Source organism: Simplicispira piscis, from assembly GCF_054783455.1.
The window spans coordinates 54,884-77,565 of sequence record NZ_BAAGQN010000015.1 but is presented as its reverse complement, the minus strand read 5'-3'; the positions used below and the strand labels follow the sequence as shown (position 1 = coordinate 77,565).

Below are 22,682 nucleotides of genomic sequence, written 5' to 3'. Positions count from 1 at the left end.
GCGCACGGAATCATTCCGTGTAAATGGAAACCGGCAACCGCAAGAACTCTAAATCAGCACCCAGCGCCAAGAAGGGCAGCACAGCTGCGCCCGTGAAGGTCATAGACTGGGCTGGAGTTGAACGGGCCTACTGCGGCACCCGCCAGTCCACGCGGGAGATTGGCAAGGCATTCGGTATCTCGCACACCATGGTGGTCAAGCACTGCGGCGGCAAAGGCTTGGAGAGACCACCCAAGGAAGACAAGCCCCAGGCCATCCCGAAGCCGCGAACCCGGAAGGTCGCCACAAAGCCAGCCCCAGCTGCACCTGTCGTCTCGCCCGGCCTTGAGCCTCGCCAGCAGCGCTTCGTCGATGAGTACCTGCTTGACCTGAACGGAACGCAGGCGGCCATTCGTGCCGGATACAGCGCCAAGACGGCGGCCGAGCAGTCCTACGACCTCCTCAGAAGACCTCATATTGCAGCTGCTATCGCCGAGGCGCGGGCAGCTCAGCAGGAACGCACCGGGATCAACGCTGATGCACTGCTGCTGCAGGCCTGGCAGATCGCCTTTGCAGACCCACGGGAACTGGTCGAAACCCGCGTGAGCTGCTGCCGCCACTGCTGGGGCGAGAATTTCAAGCGCCAGCGCACGGTGGGCCAGCGCAATGCCGACTTCGAGAAGTGGCGCAAGGATGGCAAGCCAGCCGATGAGTTCGACGAGGAGGGCGGCATCGGCTTCAACCCCCACCGGCCACCGCACCCTGATTGCACCGAATGCTGCGGCGATGGCATCTCGCGCGATGTGATCAAGGACACCCGCTACCTGAGCCCGGCCGCTGCCCAGCTCTATGCCGGCGTAAAGCGCACCAAGGACGGCATCCAGGTGCTAATGCATGACAAAGCCACCTTCGCTGAGAAGTTGTGGAAGCACCTGGGCCTGTATGAGAAGGACAACGGCCAGAAGAACGACCCACTGGCGCTGCGCAATCTGACCGATGCGGAGCGGGCTGTGCGCATGTCGGCTGTCCTGCAGGCGAACCCCGGGCTGGCGGTGCTTTTCGGCCAACTGATCGCAGGAGGTGGCCAGCAATGAAGTTGGCCCTGCCTACCACCGAGCAGATTCTGGCGGCCTTCAAGGGCATGACGCCCGAGATGCGCACGGCCGTGGATTCCTTCCTGATGACGGCAGACCCCGCCATCTGGGTGCCACAGGCCGGGCCCCAGTCAGCCGCATACCACTCCAAGGCCGACATCATCTTCTACGGTGGGTCTGCTGGCGGTGGGAAGACCGAGCTGCTGCTGGGCCTGAGCCTGACCGAGCAGGAACACAGCATCATCTTCCGGCGCGAGGCCGTGCAGCTCATCGGCATCGAAGAGCGCATGACCAAGATACTGGGCTCACGCGCGGGATACAACTCCCAGGACGGTATCTGGCGCCTGCCTGATGGCCGCGTGCTGGAGCTGGGCAGTGTGAAGGAGCCCGGTGACTGGGTGAAGTACCAGGGCCGCCCGCACGATGCCAAGCTGTTCGATGAAATCTGCCACTTCACGGAGATGCAGTTCCGCACCCTGATTGGCTGGCTGCGCACGGACAACCCCAACATTCGCCAGCGGGTGGTTGCAGCAGGCAATCCACCCACCACGGCTGAAGGTGAATGGGTGAAACGGTACTGGGCCGCCTGGCTGGACCCGCAGCACCCCAACCCTGCCAAGCCCGGTGAGCTTCGTTGGTACGTCACGAACGAAGAGGGCGAAGACCAGGAGGTGCCCGACAGCACCCCGGTCATGGTGGGTGGCGAGCTGATGACGCCCAAGAGTCGCACGTTCATTCCGTCCAGCGTGGATGACAACCTGTTCTACAGCACCACCGGCTACAAGGCAACGTTGCAGGCGCTGCCCGAGCCACTGCGCAGCCAGATGCTGCGTGGCGACTTCAATGCGGGCGTGACTGACCCGGTGTGGCAGCTCATCCCCACCGAGTGGGTGAATGCCGCCCAGGCACGCTGGAAGGACCGCGACGCCAAGGGACTCATGACCGCCATCGGCTTCGATCCTTCCCGTGGTGGCCAGGACAAGTCGTCGGCCGCCCGCCGGCATGGCCAGTGGTTCGACAAGATCGTGACGGCACCTGGCGTGGTGACCAAGGACGGCCCCACTGCTGCAGGTTTCATCGCTCCTTTGATCCGCGACGGCGCGGTGGTGTGCATCGACTCCATCGGCATCGGCTCCAGCGCCCTGGACTTCGTCAAGGGCTTGGGCCTTCATGTCCACTCGGTGGTGGGCTCCGAGGGCAGCGCCATGATGGACAAGTCCGGCCAGATGAAATTCCGCAACAAGCGGGCCGAGATGTACTGGCTGCTGCGCGAAGCCCTGGACCCAACGAACCCTGACCCCATCGCGCTCCCGCCCGACCAGGAACTGCTGGGCGACCTCACAGCTCCCCGCTACAAGGTCGTGACCATGGGCAAGGGCGCCGCCATCCAGATCAGCAGCAAGGACGACATCCGCCTGGTGCTGGGCCGTAGCCCGGACAAGGGCGACTCCGTGGCCATGACCTTCGCGGCCGACATTCCCAAACCCGAGCCCAAGCCCCGGGCCAAGAGATGGCGAGACGGTCTCGCCATCTCTGGTACCGACCACTGGGACCAAGCGACTGCATGACCATGATCAGCACTTACCCCACCAGCATTGCAGACAACGCCGCCAGCGAGAACTGGGCTCGCTACCTCTACGGCAAGGACCGTGGCCACACCGATTACCTGCTGCACGCGGCGCGATGCGAGGACATGTACCTCGGTGGTGGACGCCAGCTCACGCCAGAGCAGCGCGCTGCGTTGATCATGGCCCGCCGGCCGGGCTATGAGTTCAACCAGATCATGCCCAGCGTGAACAGCGCCATCGGCTATCAGATTCACAACCGCATGGACATCGCGTTCAAGCCGCGCGGCGGGGACTCGGACCTCTTCAAGGCCACGATCCTGTCCAAGGCTGTGATGCAGGTTGCCGACCTCTGCGCCTTGCACTGGCACGAAACCCAGATGTTCAGCGACGGGCTGATCCAGCAGCGGGGCTACTACGACGTGCGCATGTCCTTCGATGAGAACATCAAGGGCGAGATCGTGGTGGGCACTCTGGACCCGCTGGATGTGATCCCGGACCCAGACTCCAAGAGCTATGACCCCGACAAATGGGGCGACGTGATAATCACGCGCTGGCTCACCTTGGACGAGATCGAACAGATCTACGGCAAGGAGGCCAGGAAGCGCGCGGAGCTCAGCAATGATGCTGGGCACGACTTCGGCGACCTTGAAGACGGCGTCGAACGCAACAAGTTCGCTACCCGCAAGGACTGGGGCTACACCGATGCGTGCGTCAACAAGGAAGATGGCCTTGAGCGATACCGCATCATCGACCGCCAACGGTTCGTCTACGAGCTGACACCGTGCCTGGTGTGGCCGGGCACAGGTGATGTGCAGGTGGAAGCCACCATGGCCGCTGACTCCGTGGCCGATGCGCTGGCCAATGGTGCAGTGCGCGCCAAACGCATGCGCCGTCGGGTGAAGTGGGTAGTCACCACGTTCACCGCCACGCTTCACGACCAATACAGCCCCTATGAGAGCTTCACCGTGGTGCCGTACTTTGCCTACTTCCGCCGGGGCAAGACGGTCGGGATGGTGGACAACGCCATCGGGCCGCAAGAGGTACTGAACAAGGCGGTATCCCAGGTAGTGCACATCGTCAATTCCAGCGCGAACAGCGGCTGGGTGGTGGAAGAGAACTCCGTTACCAACATGACGATGAAGGAGTTGGAGTTGCGGGGGGCGCAGAACGGACTGGTCATTGAGTACAAGAAGGGTGCCAAACCTCCTCAGAAGATCCAGCCCAACCAGGTGCCCACCGGTGTAACGCACCTCATCGACCGCGCGGACAAGGCCCTCAAGGATGTGACGGTGCCCGAAGCCATGCGCGGCGTTCAGGGCCCGGAGACCTCCGGTATCGCCATTCAGGCCAAGCAGTTCGCCAGCCAGCAGCAGCTGTCCGTGCCACTGGACAACCTAGCCTACACGCGCCAGCTGCTGGCCAAGCGCATCCTGAAGTTGATGCAGCGGTACTACGACACACACCGCATTTTCCGAATCACCGAGACGGACCCTATGACCGGCAAGCCCAAGGAGGAGGTGCTGGAGATCAACAAGTATGACCCGGCCACGGGCGGCTACATCAATGACGTGACCATCGGCACCTATGACGTGGTGATCACCGAGCAGCCTATGCAGGTCACCTTCCAGAACTCGCAGTTCCAGCAAGCGCTGGAGATGCGCAAGGCCGGTGTACGGATCAACGACGCGACGATGGTGCGCTACTCCAATCTGTCGGACAAGCAGGAGATTTTGGAATCCCTGCCAGGCGACAAACCGCCCGCCGACCCCACGGTCGAGGCCCGAGTGCAGTTGCTGAATGCCCAGACCCGCAAGACCGACGCTCAGGCCACCGACGTGAAGGTGAAGACTCAGTACAGCGGCGTGCAGACCGCGCAGGTGGTGGCGCAGATCCCGGCCACGGCGGCGCTGGCAGACGGCCTGCTGAAGTCAGCGGGTTACGTGGACCAAGACGCTGGGCCCATCGTGCCTCCAGCACCAGGCGGGCTGCCCACCTTGGACATGCCGCGCAGCACAGACCCCATGAATCCCGCCAGCCCCGCCGTGGGCGCGAGCGATGGAATTGAAACCCTGGCCGCTGATGGCCTGCAACCTTGAAGGAGAACCACGAGATGACGACACAAGACCAAGCACAAGCGCCAGGGGCTACTGGCGCCACCACCGAGGATGAGGCACTGGACCTGGGCAATGATGATCTGCCCAGCACCGGTGGGAGCGAGACAGCAGCACCTGCGCTCGCTCCTGCACAGGCCGCAGCGCCAGCCAGCGATGCCAGCTCAGGTGAAGGCACCGGCAGCACTCAGAACGTGCCCTATGCGCGCTTCCGCGAAGTGAACGAAAACAAGCGCCTGCTGGAAGAGCAACTGGCGGCCATGCAACAGGAGCTCCAGGCGATCAAGGCAGGGCAACAGCTAGCTGCGGCCCCATCCCCGGCCGCAGCTCCAGCCCCAGCCCCAGCCGCCTTCGATGTGGACGCTGCCGAGGAACAGTACGCTCAGGCGCTGCTCGACGGTGACGCCAAGGCCGCCAGCGCTATCCGGCGTGAGATCAACCAGCACATCGAGAACTCGGTGATGCAACGCTTCGAGCAGACATCCTTGCAGCAACAGGTGGTGGTCAAGTCCCAGGACGTGGTGGCGCGTGCTCTGGAGGCTTATCCCTGGCTGGATCAAGACGAGGGTGCAATTGCACTGGAGCTGATCGAGGCGAGCGTGAAGGCCAAGACTGCCACGGGCATGCCTCGGCACTTGGCCTTGGCCGATGCTATCCAGACCATTGCCCCGCGCTTCGCTCCGGACGGCACCCCCAGTAGGGCCTTGCCGAATGGTGGTGCGCCGGTTGACACTCGCCTGGAGCGCGCGGACAAGCGCGGTGCAGCAGATTCCCTGTTGCAACCCGCTGCGGTGCAGGCTGGCATGGGCAACCGTGCCACGGCACCCAAGATCGACGACTCCACGAAGCTGACCGACGACCAGATCACCAACTTGTCGAAGGACGAGATGGCCAAAGCACTGGGCATCGGATAACGGCTCAAGGCTGGCAAGGACTCACCCACCTTGCCAGCATCACCCAGGGTGCAGCCGTGGACCGGCGTTAAAAGGTCTGGCGTCTTGACCGCCACAACAGTCATGTTTTCCGCAGATGGGCGGCGTCATGTCCCGAGAAGTAACCCTACTTATTGGAGATAGACATGGCATTCACTGCGTTCGGCGAACTGACGCCGGTTCAAAAAATCAACTGGTCCCGCGTCGTCTGGAAGGCAGCACGCGACCAGATGTTCCTCAAGAACTTCATGAGCGACACGGGCAACAGCGTCGTGCACCGCATCACTGAACTCACCGAAACCGAAAAGGGCACTCAGTGCCTGTTCCAGCTGGTTGCCGACCTGATTGGTGACGGCGTGCGCGGAGACGATGAGCGCGAGGGCAACGAAGAGGCGATGGACGCCCACAGCCAGATCATCCAGATCGACCAGATCAGCCACAGCGTTGGGAACAAAGGCCGATACGATGATCAGAAGAACATCATCAACTTCCGTCAAACGGGTAAGGACAAGCTCTCGTTCTGGCTGGCCAACCGTGCCGATCAGCTGGCCTTCCTCACAATGTCGGGCATCAGCTACGCCTTCGAGAACAACGGCGCACTCCGCGTTGGCTCTGTTTTCCCCGAGCTGACGTTTGCTTCTGACGTTACCGCGCCATCGGCCAAGCGCTCGCTGATGTGGGATGGCACCAGCCTGGCTGTGTCGAACACGGGCAGTATCACCACGGGTTACGTGCCGAAGTACAACATGATCGTGGACGCCATCGCGTATGCGAAGGAGCACCGCATCAAGCCACTGATGTCCGGTGGCAAGCCGTACTACGTGATTTTCCTGGCGCCTGGCTCTCTGGCTGCTCTGAAGAAAGACGAGGCTTACCAGCGCGCTGTGGTGGCCGTGGCTACCAAGGGCGGGACCGATTCGCCCTGGTTCACCGGTGCGACCGTGACCGTGGACGGTGCCGTGCTGCACGAGCACACGCTGGTCTACAACACCAAGGGCGCCGCCTCGGGCTCGAAGTGGGGTTCTGGTGGCACGGTCAACGGCACCCGCACGCTCCTGTGCGGCTCGCAGGCACTGGCTTTCGCTGACATCGGCGACGGCCACTGGGTCGAGAAGCTGTTCCAGTACGACAGCAAGATCGGTCTGAACATCGACCGGATGATCGGCTTCAAGAAGCCTGTCTTCCCCTCGATCTACGACGGCAGCGAGGAAGACTTCGGCCTGCTGACCATCGACCACTACCTGCAGTAATGCGGGCCCCGGGGACGGGGCCCGCGGGCTCCGTTCTTCCATCTTCCCCTGATGTTGAAGGAATCTCATCATGACAATCACCAAGAAATCCGGCCGCCAGGAAGTCATTGCGGCCACCGCCGACTTCACCTTCGCAGACGTGACCAGCGGCACCTACGCGGAAGCTGTTGACCTCCCTGGCGGCGCCATCGTCGTGGGTGGCCATCTGGCCATCACCACGCCGTTCAACTCCGGCACCGACGACAAGTTCTCCATCGGCGACAAGGTGGGCGCTGCAAGTGCTGCAAACACGACCTACGCGGCCCAGTCTGCCGACATCACGGCTGCAGGCGCTGTGCCCATCGTGGCAACGGGCAAGAAGTACACCGAGCCCAGCACTGTGGGCATCGTGTGGACGGGCACGGGCGCCGCGCCATCCGCTGGTGCTGGCCGCCTGACGGTGCTCTACATCGTGGACGGCCGCGCAGCCTTCAGCCAGGGCTAAACCCTTTCTCAGTGGTTGGGTCACTCGTGACCCTTTGCCCGGCGGCATCACAACTGCCGGGCTCTTTTCAAGGAAACCATCATGATTATGAAATTCCGCTCTCCTTTTGACCAGCCCATCCACGTCGCCCTCACCACGGGCCACACCGCCTGCATCACACCCGAGGGCGTGGATCTGGACCCTATGTTTCACCGCGAGGCCAGCGCGCGCGGTGCGGTGTGCTTCGACGAAAGCGCCCCCGCCATCGCGTCGACCATGACCCCAGAAGTGCGCAAGGCCGCCATCTCCGCAGCGCTTAAGGGCATGCTGGACGGCGCCTCTGAAGGCGACTTCACGGCCGAGGGAAAGCCGAATCTGCTGCGCCTGAAAGCCGCCGTTGGCTTCTCCGTCACTCGCGACGAGGCCGATGCGGTCTTCGTCGAGCTGACTGCCAAGGTATAAGCCATGAAGGTAGAGGACTTCATCACCGAGTTCCGGGCGACAGTCGGCGATGTCGAGCTGCCGCACTTTTGGTCTTCGGAGCTGATCGTCCGCTACCTCAATGAGGCGGTGCAGGAGGCGTGCGAACGGGCCAAGCTGATTGAGGACCGCCTGACGCCTGCCGTGTGCACCGTCACTTTGGAGCCCGACGTTTCGACGTACCAGCTGCACCCCAGCGTCTTCGAGATCAAGCGCGCCACGCTGCGAGGCCGCCCACTGGATGAAACCAGCGTGGAAGAGATGGACGCGGATTGCTCGGGTTGGGAGAGCCTCAAAGGCTTGCCCCGGGCATTCATCTTCGAACAGGCCAGCGGCATCCGGCCAGCGAGCATCCGTCTTGTGCGCACCCCCACCCAGGCCGATACCCTGGCGCTGACCGTCTACCGTGGCGCACTCAAACCGCTTAGCGCAGACCTCGACACAGCGAAGCCCGAGATTCCCGAGCGATTCCACGAGCGTCTCATGGACTGGGTTTTGCACCGTGCCTACCTCAAGCAGGACGCCGACACATTCGACCGCAACAAGGCAGCGGAATCCCTTAGCCTTTTCGTGCAGGCATTCGGCGAACGCCCTGAAGCCAACGTGCAGCGCAAGCAGCGCGACCGCCGACCGCCCATCGTCGCCATCAACTGGTGAGGGCTGCGCCCCTGTAGGGGTTGGCGCATCAGCCCTGGGCCAGAAGAATTCCCCCAGATTTTCCAAAGGTTCAACCATGCGCAGAACACTCGCACAGATCGCCGGCATTGCTGCCCCCCAACGTTACCGCGAAGGTGGTCATGTGCGAGGGCCCGGTACCGGCACCAGCGACTCGATCAACGCCAAGCTCTCCGACGGGGAATTCGTCATGCCCGCCGACACGGTGCGCAAGGTGGGTGTGCGTCGCCTACAGGAATTGGTGAACATGACGCACATGCCCAGCGGCAAGGCTCCCCATCCTGCTCAGTACGCCGATGGTGGCCTGGCGCGCCGTCCTAGCAGCTTCGACGTGGACACCTGGGCCCAGCAGCAGGAGCAGCAGCGCGCCACAGACACCCAAGCCTCTTTGGCGGCGGGGCAGGCGGCTATGAACCAGGCGCAGGCTGATGCTGATAAACAGGCTGCTGCCAGCCGTACCGCCGTGCCACCGGAAGCCGCAGCCACATCAGTTGATGGCGCCCCATCTCCCACTGCAACTACCTCAAGCGGCCAGTCGCTTGAACAGCGCGTCGCTCAGATACCCACCGGGGGCCTGACAGCTCCTGCCCCCGATGGATCTCAGGACTCATGGCGGAATACCGAGGTGGGCCGCAACCTCACGAACGCGGCTGCCGCGCTCCCTGGCGTAGCTGGTGCCTTGCCGGCCGTCGTCAAGACTGGTGGCGCGATCAGCTCGAGCCTCGATGCCGCGGCACGTCTCATGAACATCGGGGTTGGCGCCGTTGGTGCCTCGGTCGTGCCGACGCTCGCAGCTGCAGCACCTGCAAAGGACCCTGGCGCAGGAGCTACGCCCACCGCCGGTGCTGGGCGCGGCTACACCAATCCACCCAGTGCGGATCCCTCGGCACCGCCGCCTTCGCTGGACAAGCCGGCAACCACTCCGGCGGAGACGGACTGGAACCGCAATGGCATGACCAACGCGCAGGTGGCACAAGCCAATCCGCAGGGCGCAGTGACGGCGCGCCGCAATGCCAACGGCACGATGGAGTTCTCGGGGGGCAATGTGTCGGGCCCAGTGTCCTATGCTGATTCCAACGGCAAGCCCATGGCAGGTAGCGGCATTGAGGGCCGCGGCTGGGGAGGCTTCACCGTGGCACCGGCAGGGGCCAATGTGGCCATGGGGCCCAATGGCAGCTACGCCTTTGCCAGCAAGGCGTCTGAGCCGCAGGCGCAGAGTTCCGAGCGCTCGCCAGTCGGCATGTCGGTGCAGCAGGCGCAGCAAGCGGGCCTGGTCGGCGAGCGCGTCGGCTACGACCCAAGGTATGACCAGCGTCTGACGGGGGCGCGCGGACAGCCGACGGCGCAGAACACGGCTGCCGCTGATGCTTTGGCTGGCCGCCAGGAAGCCGGGGCCCGCGCGCGCCTCATGGCTGCTGCAGGTATTGGCGGCCCAGGCTCCGGCCCCGTCGAGCCCGGCAGTTTCACCGGCGGATTCTCGGGCGTGATCGGATCGAGCAGCACCTACGGGAACATGCTTGGCCGCTCGCCGGAGCAGCGTTTGCGTGATGCCGAGGTTTCCGCTGGAAGCATCATGAACACCCGCAAATGGGGTGGGTCTGGCGCGGAAAACAATCCATCCATGCTGGCGTACGGTGCTCTGCTCAAGCAGGACAGCAATATGGTGCAGAACCAGGCTGCGGCGGAGATCGAAGCGCAACGGCAGGCCACTGCGCTCCTTCGTGAGGGCATGCATCAGGCCGGCGAAAACCGGCGTGCCGCGATGACAGGCCAGCGCTACGCGGATGCGAACCAGATCGACCGCGGCCGCCTCACGCTGGAGCAGATCGCCGCTGGCTACACGAACCGGTCGGCAGATCGCATCGACCGTGCCCAGGCGGAGCTCGAGAATGCCAAAACCCCGGAAGCCCAGAAGTCGGCGCGCGAACGGCTGATGGCCCTGGCAGGGAAAGCACCGCAGAACGAGTGGGGCCTTTCGGTCACGCCCACTACCAAGAACGCCGACGGCAGCACTACCCAGGGCAGTGTCTACCGATACAACAAGACCACGGGGGATACGGCGCGGGTGGACGGCGGGCTGGGAGCTGCGGCGTCCCCTGTTCCTTCATCCCGGGAGAGCCTGGTGCAGGGACAGGTGTACCAGACAGCGCGCGGGCCTGCGCGATGGGATGGCGCCAGATTCCAGCCGACCCAGTGACGCGGATCAGCGTTTTGGTGGAGGAAGTCCTATCGCTTCCTCGTACGAGAAGGATTTGTCCTCTTGCACGCCCGGCTTAGGCTGCTGGGCGTGCTGCACCGTGAACTGTGGAAGCACGGCCGCGCTGTAGACCACGGCCACCAGCACGCCGACAACTGCGGCTATGACAAAAGCCTTCCCTGTTCCGCGCTTCGGTTGGAGCCAGAGAAACAAGATCCCGGCGACGAACGTGCCAAGGATGCCGATCAGCTTGACGGACAGCACCGTGACAGTTGCCACTGCCAGCACTCGCCAGCCGCTGTACCAGTTGCCGGGTTTCTTTGCTGGGCTGTTTTGTTCCATGGTGCCTCCTTGGACGGGATGTAGCAGGGCGTGTGGCGTTCCACCACACCAACCAGATGAAAGTGTGGAAGTGTGATGTAAGGCACTGCTTGTAACATGAAGACACAAGTGAGGGTGCGTCATGTACAAGTTTTCCATCATTGTGTTTGCCTTGGTCGCGCCAATTTGCGTGCAGGCCAGTCCGCCCGAGATCCTGTTAGAGGCCTGCAATCTGTTCGATGCGGCTCCAAAGCGCTTGGAATGCTTGCGTGCGGCGACACGGTTGAATCAAACGGAGCCGCATTTCAACGCCCAACCGTCGACGTCGGCGCCTCTAGCCGCTTACTCAGCGCCGCCAGCGACCAAGGCCGCCAAGTCAAGCACTCGGCCAGCAACTTCCAGCGGAGCCACCTGCTATGTTGGACCCAGGGGTGGCACGTACACCATTACTGCCAGTGGGCGGAAAAACTATGGTGGATGTTGATGGCGCCAAGAAATGATGCGTCAGACTGGTTTGTGCGCGAGGGCTGCGCGTAACCCGGCAACAACCAAGGCTGAGATCATTCCGATCTGTGCCCAGGCCACCAGGAGCAGGAAGTCGAGCATCTGGCCGCCACGTTTCAGGTCATCCGGCACCACGGGCTCAACCAGCGTCGCTGCGAGATTGAAGGGTGGCATCGTCATCTTCAGCAGCAGGTTGACTGCCGGGGCTGAGCCCATGACGGCCGAGACGTAGATGGCTGCCATGATGGCCGTGCCAACGACTAGGCCGAGCAGGATGGGCTTGAGGATGCTTCGCATGGTCGGAATGTAGCAGGGCGCCAGAATGGAAAAAGCCCGCACGGGGCGGGTATCACAAGACTTCCGAGACGAACCAGGGTACGAATGGGCCAACCACGGGCACCCGCATCAGCAAGGTCCAGAGCCGTTCAAGCCTGCGCGCTACAGGATGCGCCAGGTGGACACGATCAGCAGCGCGAACTTCTCGGGGCGCCCAGTGGCCGCGACTTCTTCGATTTGAAATCGAAGAACTCCGAGTTCGCGAAATTTGGCGGCGTACCGCTTGAGCAGCGCCATCAGGGGCGTGATCATCAGCAAGATGATGAACCAATGTGCAGGGCTGAATGTTCGCGATAACGAGCCTCCCGAGAGCACTCTAGCAACGCTCGGCACCGAGCGTCCAGGAGGCTGCTGCAGCGCTGTTACAGTTGTGTATGAAGAGCAACAACAACCGATCGAGTATGTCGGACCACAAGAGTTATTAACACTGTGTATAATCCTGTAGTTATAAAGCACTCGATCAGCTGGTCACCTGCGGTGCAGGGAGATCTCGATGATGTTTACGATCAGGATGATGCAGATGGCTTGTTCATTGATGAGTTGTTTGAACTTCTTGAAGAGAGTCAGCAGATTCTGGAGTGTCTTGCACTGGGGCGCTTCCAAAGAATTCCTGACCCTCGGTTCAATGCTGCTCCAGTGCAGAGCGCCAAGGACGCCGGTTTCAACATCTACTACTTAAAAGCTTGGCGTCGTGATGGCGCCTTGGTGCCGTGGCGCGTGATCTACGGAATCCATCACGCTCTGAACCACACGAAGGTTCGAATTTTGGGATTGATGCCTAGGAGTGATGACTATGAACCAACCAGCGATTTTGGCCAGCGTGTGCATGCTGACTATGACAATTTCGGCATCCCTCGCGTCCCCCGTTGCTAGTGCCAATGCGGAAGCTCTCAAGGCTTTATCTAAGCCAATTCGGGCATCCGGAGTGGAAGCTGAACTTGAGAGGGTTGTTCGCGGTACCGTTGGTATGCGGGAGACAAAAAGCCAGGTGGTAAAGGAAGGGCGACCTGTTTCTGCGCGTCGTGCTGAGTTATTGAAGACTGAGCTTGGACAAAAAATGGTCCGAGATGCGAGAAAGGATCTCGGCAACGCTCTGCAAGCGCACGCGGTATCGAACGTAGCTGGGCTTAGATTGGCTGCAGGGATGTCGCAAAAGGAGCTCTGCGCAGCCACTGGCATACCTCAGCCTCACTTGTCTCGCTTGGAGAATGGAAAGGTTAAGACGCCCGAGCTCCCCACATTGGTGACTCTTTCCAAGGCGTTGGGAGTTAGCCTCGAAGTGCTGGTGGAAGCTTTCGTTGAAGACACGTCGGTAGCATGACTCAAGATAACAAGCCGATCGCGTATACCTTGTTTTGTGACGACATCCGTTATGAACGCGATCACAAGTATTCAGCACTTGGGGTGTATCAGACTGCTCTTGTCTTGAATTGCGATGAATTGGAGTTGCCGAAGTTTGTTGCGCTCACTGTCGTGGAGGTTCCGTCAAGTGCAATTGGACGGGCTGGTTCCATACGTTTGATGGATGGTGAAGAGGTGCTCATCGAGGGAGGTTTTACCGTTCCGGGACCGCCAGAAGGCAACAATGTCCCGCACCAATTTTTGGCCTCAATGCCTATCGAGGCGGTTCCTTTTGCAGCTAAGGTTGGGATGAGTTTGCAGGTTCAATTCTCTGTGGGCGAGTTTAAATATGTCAGCCCGATATTGCGAGTAGTGCGATCAGAAGAAGTAGCCTCCGTAGAGATGGAGGGGACATCTGTAGGTCAGCCGCCCAAGGTATGACCGTAAGAAGCCCACGCTCGAGCCCGCCCTGTGCGGGCTTTTTTACGACTGGATTCCTGGCCCGGCCGCGAAATTGAGCTGCAGGCGCGGCAAGCACCGGAGCGGCATGATTCGGTATCCCAACTCAGGAGACTACCGATGACCCCACAACAGTGGCCGCCCGAAGCCAAGGCGCGCGCCGAGAAGGCTATGGCAGAGCTGGAAGCCTTCTACGACGATTTCTGCAACAGCACTACCTACGGTCGCCAGCTTGAGCTCCCCAAGCTGCCGTTGATTCGACGGGAACTCGTGTCCGTCACTGAGGCCGACGGCTACGCGATGGAGCACCTTACTAGGCTCGACGACGTGTGCCGCCAGTTGACCCGCTCACGACAGCCGAGCAATTTTGACGAGTCACGGGTGCTGGTGTACGGACTGGGCGATGTTTCGAACATGCGCAGTTGGATGGCACAGCTCGGACTTTTGAGGGATGATGTGCGCCCGCACCAGCCCCAGTAGGGTTTGCCCACCACCCCCGGGGCCGGAAGACTTGGTGGATGGCAAACGAGTCTTTCTCCTTCGAAGAGGCCGCCGGCCTCACACCAAAACCCCAGCCAAGCGGCGCTGCTGATCCTGGCGGCTTCAGCTTGGAGGAGGCGCTTGGCAAGCCGGCCCAGGCCAGCCCGGGATTCATCCCCACCATCAAACGCACCGGCGGCCAGATGCTCACCACGGCGGCCACGGCGGCCGAGGACGTGGTGGGCCCCAACGCCGTCACGCGCGCTGTGCACGAAACCGGCCAGGGCATCATCGACCGCAACCCGGCTGGTATTCGCAGCCTGCGTGACCTAGTGGACAGCCCATGGCTCGCCGTCAAGGAATCGGTGGGGCAGTTCGCGCCGCAGATTGCTGCAGCCGCTGCTGGTGGTGCCGTAGGTGCGAGGGCTGGTGCAGCGCTGGGCAGTGTTGCTGGCCCTGCAGGTGCTGCAACTGGCGGTGCCATCGGCGGTGTGGCGGGTAGCCTGCTGCCGATCTTCACCCAGGAATACGGTGGTATCCGCCAGGAGCAGAAGGAATCCGGCCAGGAGGACAAGACCCGTGCGCTGGCCGCAGCCATCCCTGCAACCGCCCTGGAGCGCGTGGGTATGGGCAAGGCACTCAACGTGCTCAAGGGCGTGCCTGGTGGTGCTGCCGGAACCGTCCTCAAGGAAGTTGGGAAAGGCGTGCTGAAGGAGGGTGCGACCGAAGGCGCTCAGAACGTCATCGAGCAGTGGGGCGCGTTCAAGGACCCCACCAAGGCGGAGAACCTGGAGGACACTGCGCTGTCGGCTGCCATGGGCGGTATCGGTGGTGGCGTCATGGGTGCGGGCGCCGGTGCCATGGATGGTGCGCGCCGCCGAGCTCAGGAGCGCGCGGAGGTTCAGGTCCGTCAGAGTGCGGAGGCGGCCGCAGCAGATGCACAGGCCAAGGCGGACGCAACTCGCGAGGAGCAGCGTGCCGCTGCAGGCCAGGTTGCAACAGATGCCGCCGCGGTGCGATCGGGTGTGCTGGCAGACGAAGAGGGTGTTCAACCCGAGGTGCCTCAGACCACACCTCCAGATGGTCGAGCCGTATTGGAATCGCGCCGAGCGGCTGATCGCGCGCAGGCCAGCCCGGATGACGAAATTTACCAGTCCACCGGTGCTGATGTCAGGACAGCGCCCCCCGTGGCTGCCGAACCATTGCAGCAGGCTGCGGAACCGGTGGAATCAGACCCACGAACACCCAGCCAGCGCATGGGCATCAACCCGGATGCAGGCCCGCTGTCACGCAACGTGGCCACAGCCATCGACAGCGCGGCAGTGCAGGATGCACAGTTCCTCGGTGCCACGGACCGTGACCTGCAGGTGCGTCGCACGGGTCCGGGCGTCGCCGACGAGAGCAACGTGATCGACGTTGAGGGCCGCGTGGTGGAAGACCGTGCCCTCGGCATGCCGCGCCGCCTGACCACCGACACCCCAGAAGGCCTGCCGGTGGCAGCAGGTGTGGCCGAGCCCATCAATCGCACTGGCCAGCCGCTGCAGTTGAACATGGCGCACGCATTGCGCGCCCAGGCTGATCAGGCAGGCATGCAAGCTGCGGTGGTGCGCCATGCCAGCGGACGGGGCTATGACGTGGTGCCGCGCCTGCCCGCTCCGGCCGTAGTGGCGGCACCTGGTGGCGCGCCGTTCAGTACGCCAGCCGCCGCCCAGGCTGAGCTGCAGCGTCAGCAGTTGGGTGCCACGCACGAGCTGGCGCCTGCAGGCGGTGATTCCAGCCTGGGTTTTGTGCTGCAGAAAAAAGGCCAAAATACCGCTTCGTCGCTTGAAGGACAAGCGCAAGTAGCTATTAATTCGGGAGCAAATCGGGCAGGCAACTGGCGCGCCAACGCGCTCCAGGCCAACCGCGTTGCGCGCGAGTTGGGCATCGACCCCAAGGGCAAGCGCCTGGCCCAGGTGGTGGCGGAGATTGACGCGGCCGATGCGCAGCGCGCCGGTGTGCGACAGGACGGAGCCGACCTGGCTGCAGGGCAGATCGACCGTGAGTGGAGTGCCTTCGCCCCGGAGACCGGCACCCTGGGCGTGCCACGCGCCGAGATGCCGCAGATCAAGGCCGAGCACCGCGGCGCCCTGGTGAACTTCCTCAAGGCCCGGGGCATCGACAGCCGACCCGGCGAGGTGCCGGCGAACGACCTCAAGCCAACGCAAGCGGAGTTCGCGCCGGGCAAGGTGGAGAAGGCCCGCGCCTTCCAGGGGGGCGATCGCTCCATCCTGGTGTCGTCGGACGGCTACGTGGTGGATGGCCATCACCAGTGGCTGGCAAAGCGTGCCAACGGCGAGCCGGTGAAGGTGATCCGGCTGCAGGCGCCGATCCGCGAGGTCCTGGCGCAAACTGCAGAGTTCCCCAGCACGGCCAGCGGGCGCGGCGCGGCCCAGCCCAATAGCACAAGTCTGGCTGCTCTGCACGAGGCCAACGGCCCGTATCTTCCAAGCGCAGCCACCCGCACGCCGGAGGGTCGCTGGCAACCGGCCGTGAAGGTTGGGCAGGGCGGTGGCCGCCCCATTGATGGTGCACCGACGTTCAGCGATGCTGGAAGTGCCGCAGCCTGGGCCGGATACGAGCAGGCCAAGGGCCGAGACGGCGCGGATGTGCAGGCCCTGCAGCGGTTGCAGGATTCCATCCCCAGCAGGATTGGCAGCGTGGGGGTGGCCACCCCCACGGTGAACACCACCCAAAACGCTCCTGAATTGGTAGCTGCGGGCGCTTATGAACCAAGCGCTGGCAGTGCATCGGGGCCGAGTCAGGGGGGTGGCCAGCAGCAGGATCGCCCCCCAAGGTCTGGCCCACGGTCAGAAGCTGATTCAAATCGCGTTTCAAACGCGATTAACAAAGCGCCAGCAGCTATCAATTCAGGAGCGAATCCCGGGGCGGTGGGCTCAGGTGCAGCACCACGGTCCACCACCAGGATCGAGGACTTCGGCGAGACCCTGCAGGGCGCCCGCAAGATGCTCTACGCGGAGGCTTATGCCGACGGCATGGCCAAGGCCAAGGAGCTGGACATCAAGGCGCATCCGCTGTCCAAGACATGGCCCGAGCCGGACTACCAGAAGCTGTTGGAGGGCGGGGCACCGCTGCAGGCTGTCTCTCTGGCGCGCGCAATGCGCGAGGCCGTGCCCAACAAACCCCAGTCGTCCTGGAAGCTCAAGGGTTGGTCCGCGCGCGTGGAGTCGCTGCGCGATTTTGCCGAAGACATCCTGTCCGGGGCCGCCGATGCCCAGACCGTGATGCGGGACGCGCAAGACGCTGGGGTTCGGGAGGTGACAAACAAGGCTGCCCTGTATGAAGCCATGGGCCACGAGCGCTCCCTGAAAGGCATCGATCTTTCTGCGGGGCGCTACTCGATGTACGACCGCGTGGAATACAACCCGCCGCGCACCATCTGGAGCGTGTCACGCGAAGCCAAGGGCGGTGCCTTCGGCAACTGGCCGCGCGAGCTGGCCAAAGGCGACACCCGCGAGGCAGCGATTGCCGCCTTCAAGAAGCGCGCTGAGGAACTGCTGGCCGAGGAGCGGGCGCCTGCCAAGGGCGCGGCCTTCGAGATCTACGGCAAGCGCGCTGGCGGCGCCCGAGAGTTCTTCATCGGCAAGAAGATCGGCCGCAACGTCGCCGAGCTCAAGGCGGGCTTTGCCGATATCAAGGCAGCGCGGCAGTACCTGGCCGACAACCAGACCGGGTTGGAAAACCTGCTGGACAAGTACAAGGCCATCCCGCCGGTGCGCTCGGGCACCAATGCACCCCGCATCGGCGAGGACTACCGCAAGGGCGCCGATGTGACGCCTGAGCAGTTCCAGGAGGAATTCGGCTTTCGGGGAGTTCAGTTCGGCAACTACGTGGAAGGCGGGCGGCGCCAGCAGGATCTGAATCAGGCATACGACGCACTGATGGACCTGGCCGCTGTGCTGAACCTGCCGCCCCGGGCGCTGTCGTTGGGTGGCCGTCTTGGCCTGGCCTTCGGCGCGCGCGGCACCGGCGGCACGGATGCCGCAGCTGCCCACTATGAGAGTGGGAACGTGGTCATCAACCTGACCAAGCGCGAGGGCGCGGGCAGCCTGGCGCACGAGTGGTGGCACGGCCTCGACAACTACTTCTCACGCGAGCGTGGCGACGGCGGCACCTACATGACCGAGCGGGACCAGGGCGGGGAGGGCGTGCGCGAGGAAATGCGAGCTGCCTTCCGCGAGGTAAACGGTGCCATCAACCGCACGCGCATGCAGGAGCGCAGCCGCAAGCTGGACGACCGTCGCACCAAGGACTACTGGACCACCAAGCCCGAGATGTCGGCGCGGGCCTTCGAGAGCTACGTGATCGCCAAGCTGCAGGACCAGAACGCCGGCAACGACTATCTGGCCAACGTGGTGGGAGCGAGCGCCTTCGCGCTGGAGGGGGGCTATCCATATCCCACTGCGGGTGAACTGCCGGTGATCCGTGGTGCCTTCGATGGGTTCTTCGAGACCGTGGAGACGCGCCAAGGAGAGGGCGGGGCGACCGTGCTTTACAACACCAGCGACAGCAAGCCGCCCGCGCGCGGCCTATCGCTTGAAGAAGCTCAGCAGGCGGTGCAGCAGGCCCTTGCGGGTATGAGCAACCCGCCACCAATCGACATCGTGACCCGGAGCCAGGAGCTTGGGGTCGATGCGCCTGACGGCGTAATGGGGGCGGCGATACCAGGCGAGGGCCGCATCGTCATCGTTGCCTCCGCTCACGGGAGTGCTGACGCTGTCATCGAGACGGTTTTCCATGAGATGTTCCACCTGGGGGTGCGCAATGTGTTGCCGGCCCCCGATTATGTGCAGACCATGCTGGACTTGGCAAAGCGCGACGCCCGCATTCAGGCATACGCGAATCAGTGGAAGAAAGAGGCCGCCGATGCACCCCAGCAACTGCAGGCCCTGCGCGACCGTGGGCACACAGGAAGCGAACTGAGAGCCCAATACGAGGCGCTGGCCATAGAGGAAGGCCTTGCGGTGATGGCCCAGGAACTGAAGGCGAAGAAGCAAGCCGGTACCGGCCTTGGCCTGCGGGTGCGCGCCCTGGCCGGCTGGTTCGCCAGCGTTGCCGACCGCATGGGCATGACTGGCCTTGCTGACCGAATCCGCAAGATGACCTACAACGAGGCCGAACGCTTTGTGCTGAAGGCCATCGAGCACGCCGGGCGGGCGCCACTCAGCCAGGACCGCCCGGATGGTGCGCGGTTCCGTGCTGCCGGGCAGACCGACACACCCACGTTCCAGAACTGGTTCGGAAGCAGCAAGGCTGTGGACGATGCTGGCCAGCCGCTTCGGGTCTTCCACGGCACTGGCGGTGACTTCAGTGCCTTCAGCCGCGACCGGGCAGGAGCCGCGACGGGGGCCGCCAACACCGGCATGGGTTTCTTCTTCACCGACAACGCCGAGGTGGCGGGGAACTACGCCCGCATGTCACGGGACGCCCAGGCCATCATGCCGGTGTACCTGTCGCTGCAGAACCCAGTGCGGCTGGAAGCCAAGAACATGATGGAGGCCGACAAGCTCCTGATGTCTGGGCTGAAGCCAGAGAACGACGGGGCGATCATCCGGGTGGCGATGCGGGACGGTGGCACCCAGACTGTCTACATGGCCCGCCAGCCCGGCCAGATCAAGTCCGCCACCGGCAACCAGGGAACATTCGACGCCAGCAATCCCGATATCCGGTACCGCTCCCCCGGCGAGAACTCGACGGCCGGGCGAGTGGGCGATGTGTTGAAGTCGGTGACGGTGGCCAACCTCAAACAGCAGGCCGGCTACAAGGCCGCCGACTACCGTGGCCTGGGCCTGCAACTGCTCGGGCGCCGCCAGCTGGTGGACGTGTACGGCAACACGATCCCCGAGCTGCGCAGCTACAGCGACCTGATGGCGCGCATGGACGCCGACAAGAACGAGGCGGGCTCCGGCGCAGACCAACTGGCGCAGGACTGGGCCCAACTACCCGACGAGCGCGCTCTGGCCGAGCTGATGCACGATGCCACCCTGGCGCAGATCGACCCATCCAAGGATTTCGTGGAGGGTGACAACAAGACCGACTGGATCCGGCTGCGCGCCAAGCACCAGGCCCTCACGCCTGCGGCCAAGGAGGTCTACGCCCGGGCCCGCGACACCTACCGCCAGCACATGCGCGACGTGCGCAGCGCCATCAAGGAGCGCATCGAGCGCACCGAGATCAGCTCCGAACGCAAGGCCGCCATGCTCAAGCGCATGGACGACGAGTTCTTCGGCCACATCAAGGGCGTGTACTTCCCTCTGGCGCGCTTTGGCCAGTACGTGGTGGTGGTCAAAGACGCCGAGGGCAAGGTGGCCAACGTCAGCCGGGCCGAGACCATGGCCGAGGCAGACGCCACGCGGCGCCAACTGGTGACGGCGTTCCCCGCCGGGAAGGGCTTCGCCGTGGGCAAGGTGCTCAAGGCCAAGGACTTCGTGGCCGAGCGCGACAGCGTGGGCCGTGGCTTCATGGAGCAGCTGTACGGCGTGCTGGACAAGCAGGGCATGGACACCAAGCAGCGCGCGGAGCTGGAGGACGCCCTGGGCCAGCTGTACCTATCCTCGCTGCCCGACCTGTCCTGGGCCAAGCATGGCATCCACCGCAAGGGCACGGCCGGCTTCAGCCAGGACGCGCGCCGGGCCTTCGCCCAGAACGTGTTCCACGGCGCCAGCTACTTGGCCAAGCTGCGCTACGGCGACCGCCTGCAGGACGAACTGGGCGAGATGCAGCGCCGCGTGGACGCCGGATCTACCGACAGCGGCTTCGACTCCGTGAAGGCCCAGCAGGTGGTGGACGAGATGGTCAAGCGCCACGATGCGGCCATGAACCCCAAGACGAATGGGCTTTCCACCATGCTCACCAGCCTGGGTTTCATCTTCCACCTGGGCCTGTCGCCAGCATCGGCCATGGTCAACCTGACGCAGACGGCACTGGTGGCCTATCCGGTGATGGGTGCGAAGTGGGGTTTCAAGAAGGCCAGCACCGCGCTGCTCAAGGCCTCGGGCGAAGCGGCCCGGGGAAAGAACGACATCACGGGCAGCCTGAGCGCTGAGGAGAAGGCCGCTTTCGACGAGGCGGTCCGCTCGGGCGTGATCGATGTGACGATGGCCCACGACCTGGCTGGCATCGCCCAGGGGGAGGACCAGAACGTGTCGTACAAGCTGCGGCCCGTCATGCGCGCGGCCAGCTGGATGTTCCACCACGCCGAGAAATTCAACCGGCAGGTGACCTTCGTGGCCGCCTACCGCCTGGCGCGCGAGGCCGGTGCGGGCGACAAGGCTGCCTACGAGCAGGCCGTGCAGGCCACCTACGACGGCCATTTCGACTACAGCTCCAACAACCGCCCCCGGGCGATGCAAGGGAACGTGGCGAGGGTGGTGCTGCTGTTCAAGCAGTATGGCCAGAACATGGTCTACACGCTGATGCGCAACGCCCACCAGTCCCTCAAGGGCGCATCGCCGCAAGAACGTGCGCAGGCGCGCAAGGCGCTGGGCGGCCTGCTGACTATGCACGGACTGGCGGCCGGGGCCCTGGGCCTGCCCATGGTCACCACGCTGCTGTCCGCCGCCTCGATGCTTGGGGGCGACGACGATGAGCCTTGGGATGCCCAGGTAGCGCTGCAGAACATGCTGGCCGACACCTTTGGGCAAAAGCCTGCAGAGGTGCTGGCCCACGGTCTCTCGCGCCTGACCCCCTGGGACATCTCGGGCCGGGTGGGTCTGGACAAGCTGATCTTCCCGGACGTGCAGGAGGGGCTGGAGGGCCAGCGCCTGGGCGAGTCCGCCATGGCCGCCGCCCTGGGCCCGGTGGCCGGCATTGGCATCAATGTGCTCAAGGGCGTGCAGGACATGATCGAAGGGCGCTATGCGCGCGGGCTGGAGGCGATGGCGCCCAGCGTGCTGCGCGGGCCGCTCAAGGCCTGGCGCTACGAGACCGAAGGCGTCAAGGACAAGAGCGGCATCGTGGTGCAGGACGAAGTGGACGCTGCTTCGCTGCTGGGCCAGGCGGCCGGGTTCTCGCCTTCGAGCGTGCGCAATTCCTTCGAGGGCAAGAGCGCTATCGTCCAGCACGACCGCGTGCTACAGGCCCGGCGCAGCGCTTTGGTGGAACAGTTCGCCATGGCGGCCATGGCCGGTGATGAGGAGGGCAAGGCCGAGGCGCGAGAAGCCGCGGCCAAGTTCAACGAGAAGAACCCGAACCGGCGGATCCTGCCGATGCAGTTGGCGCAGAGCGTGAACATGCGGCAGAAGCGGATCCGGGAGGCGCAGGAGGGTGTGTATCTGCCGGGCAAGCGGCGAGATGCGCTGGAAGCTGGGCGATTCGCGGTGCAGGATTGAGTGCGCGCTGGCACATACCGACCAATAGTCGGGATGTGGTGTCTGGTGGCTAAGGGTCGGATTTCAAATCTGAACCATTTGCAAGTCCTTGATTTTGTTGAA

17 protein-coding genes are annotated in these 22,682 nt (G+C 63.6%); 14 read left to right on the top strand and 3 right to left on the bottom strand.

Annotated features, from left to right (window positions below; genetic code table 11):
* The first annotated feature begins 23 nt into the window (after positions 1 to 23).
* The 9 genes from ACYVOC_RS09935 to ACYVOC_RS09895 all read left to right on the top strand — a co-directional run bounded on the left by ACYVOC_RS09935 (position 24) and on the right by ACYVOC_RS09895 (position 10,749).
* Positions 24 to 1,073: a terminase small subunit gene (locus tag ACYVOC_RS09935; RefSeq protein WP_461161712.1), complete on the top strand. Its 1,050-nt coding sequence runs from the start codon at positions 24 to 26 to the stop codon at positions 1,071 to 1,073.
* The gene (locus ACYVOC_RS09930; RefSeq protein ID WP_461161711.1) at positions 1,070 to 2,641 is read left to right on the top strand and encodes a terminase; all 1,572 of its coding nucleotides are present in this window, start codon (positions 1,070 to 1,072) and stop codon (positions 2,639 to 2,641) included. The genes ACYVOC_RS09935 and ACYVOC_RS09930 overlap by 4 nt, the downstream gene beginning before the upstream one ends.
* The gene (locus ACYVOC_RS09925) at positions 2,638 to 4,737 is read left to right on the top strand and encodes a portal protein (RefSeq protein WP_461161710.1); all 2,100 of its coding nucleotides are present in this window, start codon (positions 2,638 to 2,640) and stop codon (positions 4,735 to 4,737) included. Before ACYVOC_RS09930 ends, ACYVOC_RS09925 begins: the two co-directional genes overlap by 4 nt.
* Positions 4,738 to 4,751: 14 nt before the next feature.
* Positions 4,752 to 5,666 (top strand): hypothetical protein, encoded by a 915-nt coding sequence (locus ACYVOC_RS09920; protein ID WP_461161709.1) that lies wholly within the window; start codon positions 4,752 to 4,754, stop codon positions 5,664 to 5,666.
* Between the two features lie 164 nt (positions 5,667 to 5,830).
* The gene (locus tag ACYVOC_RS09915; protein ID WP_461161708.1) at positions 5,831 to 6,934 is read left to right on the top strand and encodes a N4-gp56 family major capsid protein; all 1,104 of its coding nucleotides are present in this window, start codon (positions 5,831 to 5,833) and stop codon (positions 6,932 to 6,934) included.
* Between the two features lie 70 nt (positions 6,935 to 7,004).
* Positions 7,005 to 7,418 carry a hypothetical protein gene (locus ACYVOC_RS09910; protein ID WP_461161707.1) on the top strand — a complete coding sequence of 138 codons (414 nt, stop codon included), beginning with the start codon at positions 7,005 to 7,007 and terminating at the stop codon, positions 7,416 to 7,418.
* A gap of 81 nt (positions 7,419 to 7,499) precedes the next feature.
* Positions 7,500 to 7,859, top strand: a complete 360-nt coding sequence (locus ACYVOC_RS09905) for a hypothetical protein (RefSeq protein WP_461161706.1) — start codon at positions 7,500 to 7,502, stop codon at positions 7,857 to 7,859.
* A gap of 3 nt (positions 7,860 to 7,862) precedes the next feature.
* A complete protein-coding gene (locus ACYVOC_RS09900; RefSeq protein WP_461161705.1) occupies positions 7,863 to 8,534 on the top strand; it encodes a phage adaptor protein in 672 nt (223 codons plus the stop codon).
* A 76-nt stretch (positions 8,535 to 8,610) separates the two neighbouring features.
* Positions 8,611 to 10,749, top strand: a complete 2,139-nt coding sequence (locus ACYVOC_RS09895; protein ID WP_461161704.1) for a DNA polymerase III subunit gamma/tau domain-containing protein — start codon at positions 8,611 to 8,613, stop codon at positions 10,747 to 10,749.
* Between the two features lie 6 nt (positions 10,750 to 10,755).
* On the opposite strand, the gene ACYVOC_RS09890 is transcribed toward ACYVOC_RS09895, so the two are convergent.
* From ACYVOC_RS09890 to ACYVOC_RS09880, 3 genes are all read right to left on the bottom strand, one after another.
* A complete protein-coding gene (locus ACYVOC_RS09890) occupies positions 10,756 to 11,091 on the bottom strand; it encodes a hypothetical protein (protein ID WP_461161703.1) in 336 nt (111 codons plus the stop codon).
* Positions 11,092 to 11,574: 483 nt separating this feature from the next.
* The gene (locus ACYVOC_RS09885) at positions 11,575 to 11,871 is read right to left on the bottom strand and encodes a hypothetical protein (RefSeq protein WP_461161702.1); all 297 of its coding nucleotides are present in this window, start codon (positions 11,869 to 11,871) and stop codon (positions 11,575 to 11,577) included.
* 141 nt (positions 11,872 to 12,012) lie between these two features.
* Positions 12,013 to 12,162: a hypothetical protein gene (locus tag ACYVOC_RS09880; RefSeq protein ID WP_461161701.1), complete on the bottom strand. Its 150-nt coding sequence runs from the start codon at positions 12,160 to 12,162 to the stop codon at positions 12,013 to 12,015.
* A gap of 177 nt (positions 12,163 to 12,339) precedes the next feature.
* Here ACYVOC_RS09880 and ACYVOC_RS09875 point away from each other — a divergent pair, with 177 nt between their 5' ends.
* The 5 genes from ACYVOC_RS09875 (at position 12,340) to ACYVOC_RS09855 (ending at position 22,580) form a co-directional block, all read left to right on the top strand.
* On the top strand, positions 12,340 to 12,783 hold the full coding sequence (locus tag ACYVOC_RS09875; RefSeq protein WP_461161700.1) for a hypothetical protein: 444 nt from the start codon (positions 12,340 to 12,342) through the stop codon (positions 12,781 to 12,783).
* On the top strand, positions 12,698 to 13,231 hold the full coding sequence (locus ACYVOC_RS09870; RefSeq protein ID WP_461161699.1) for a helix-turn-helix domain-containing protein: 534 nt from the start codon (positions 12,698 to 12,700) through the stop codon (positions 13,229 to 13,231). Before ACYVOC_RS09875 ends, ACYVOC_RS09870 begins: the two co-directional genes overlap by 86 nt.
* Positions 13,228 to 13,692: a hypothetical protein gene (locus tag ACYVOC_RS09865; protein WP_461161698.1), complete on the top strand. Its 465-nt coding sequence runs from the start codon at positions 13,228 to 13,230 to the stop codon at positions 13,690 to 13,692. The genes ACYVOC_RS09870 and ACYVOC_RS09865 overlap by 4 nt, the downstream gene beginning before the upstream one ends.
* Before the next feature lie 138 nt (positions 13,693 to 13,830).
* Positions 13,831 to 14,190, top strand: coding sequence for a hypothetical protein (locus ACYVOC_RS09860; protein WP_461161697.1), 360 nt, complete (start codon positions 13,831 to 13,833; stop codon positions 14,188 to 14,190).
* Between the two features lie 38 nt (positions 14,191 to 14,228).
* The gene (locus ACYVOC_RS09855) at positions 14,229 to 22,580 is read left to right on the top strand and encodes a PLxRFG domain-containing protein (RefSeq protein ID WP_461161696.1); all 8,352 of its coding nucleotides are present in this window, start codon (positions 14,229 to 14,231) and stop codon (positions 22,578 to 22,580) included.
* Positions 22,581 to 22,682: the final 102 nt, after the last annotated feature.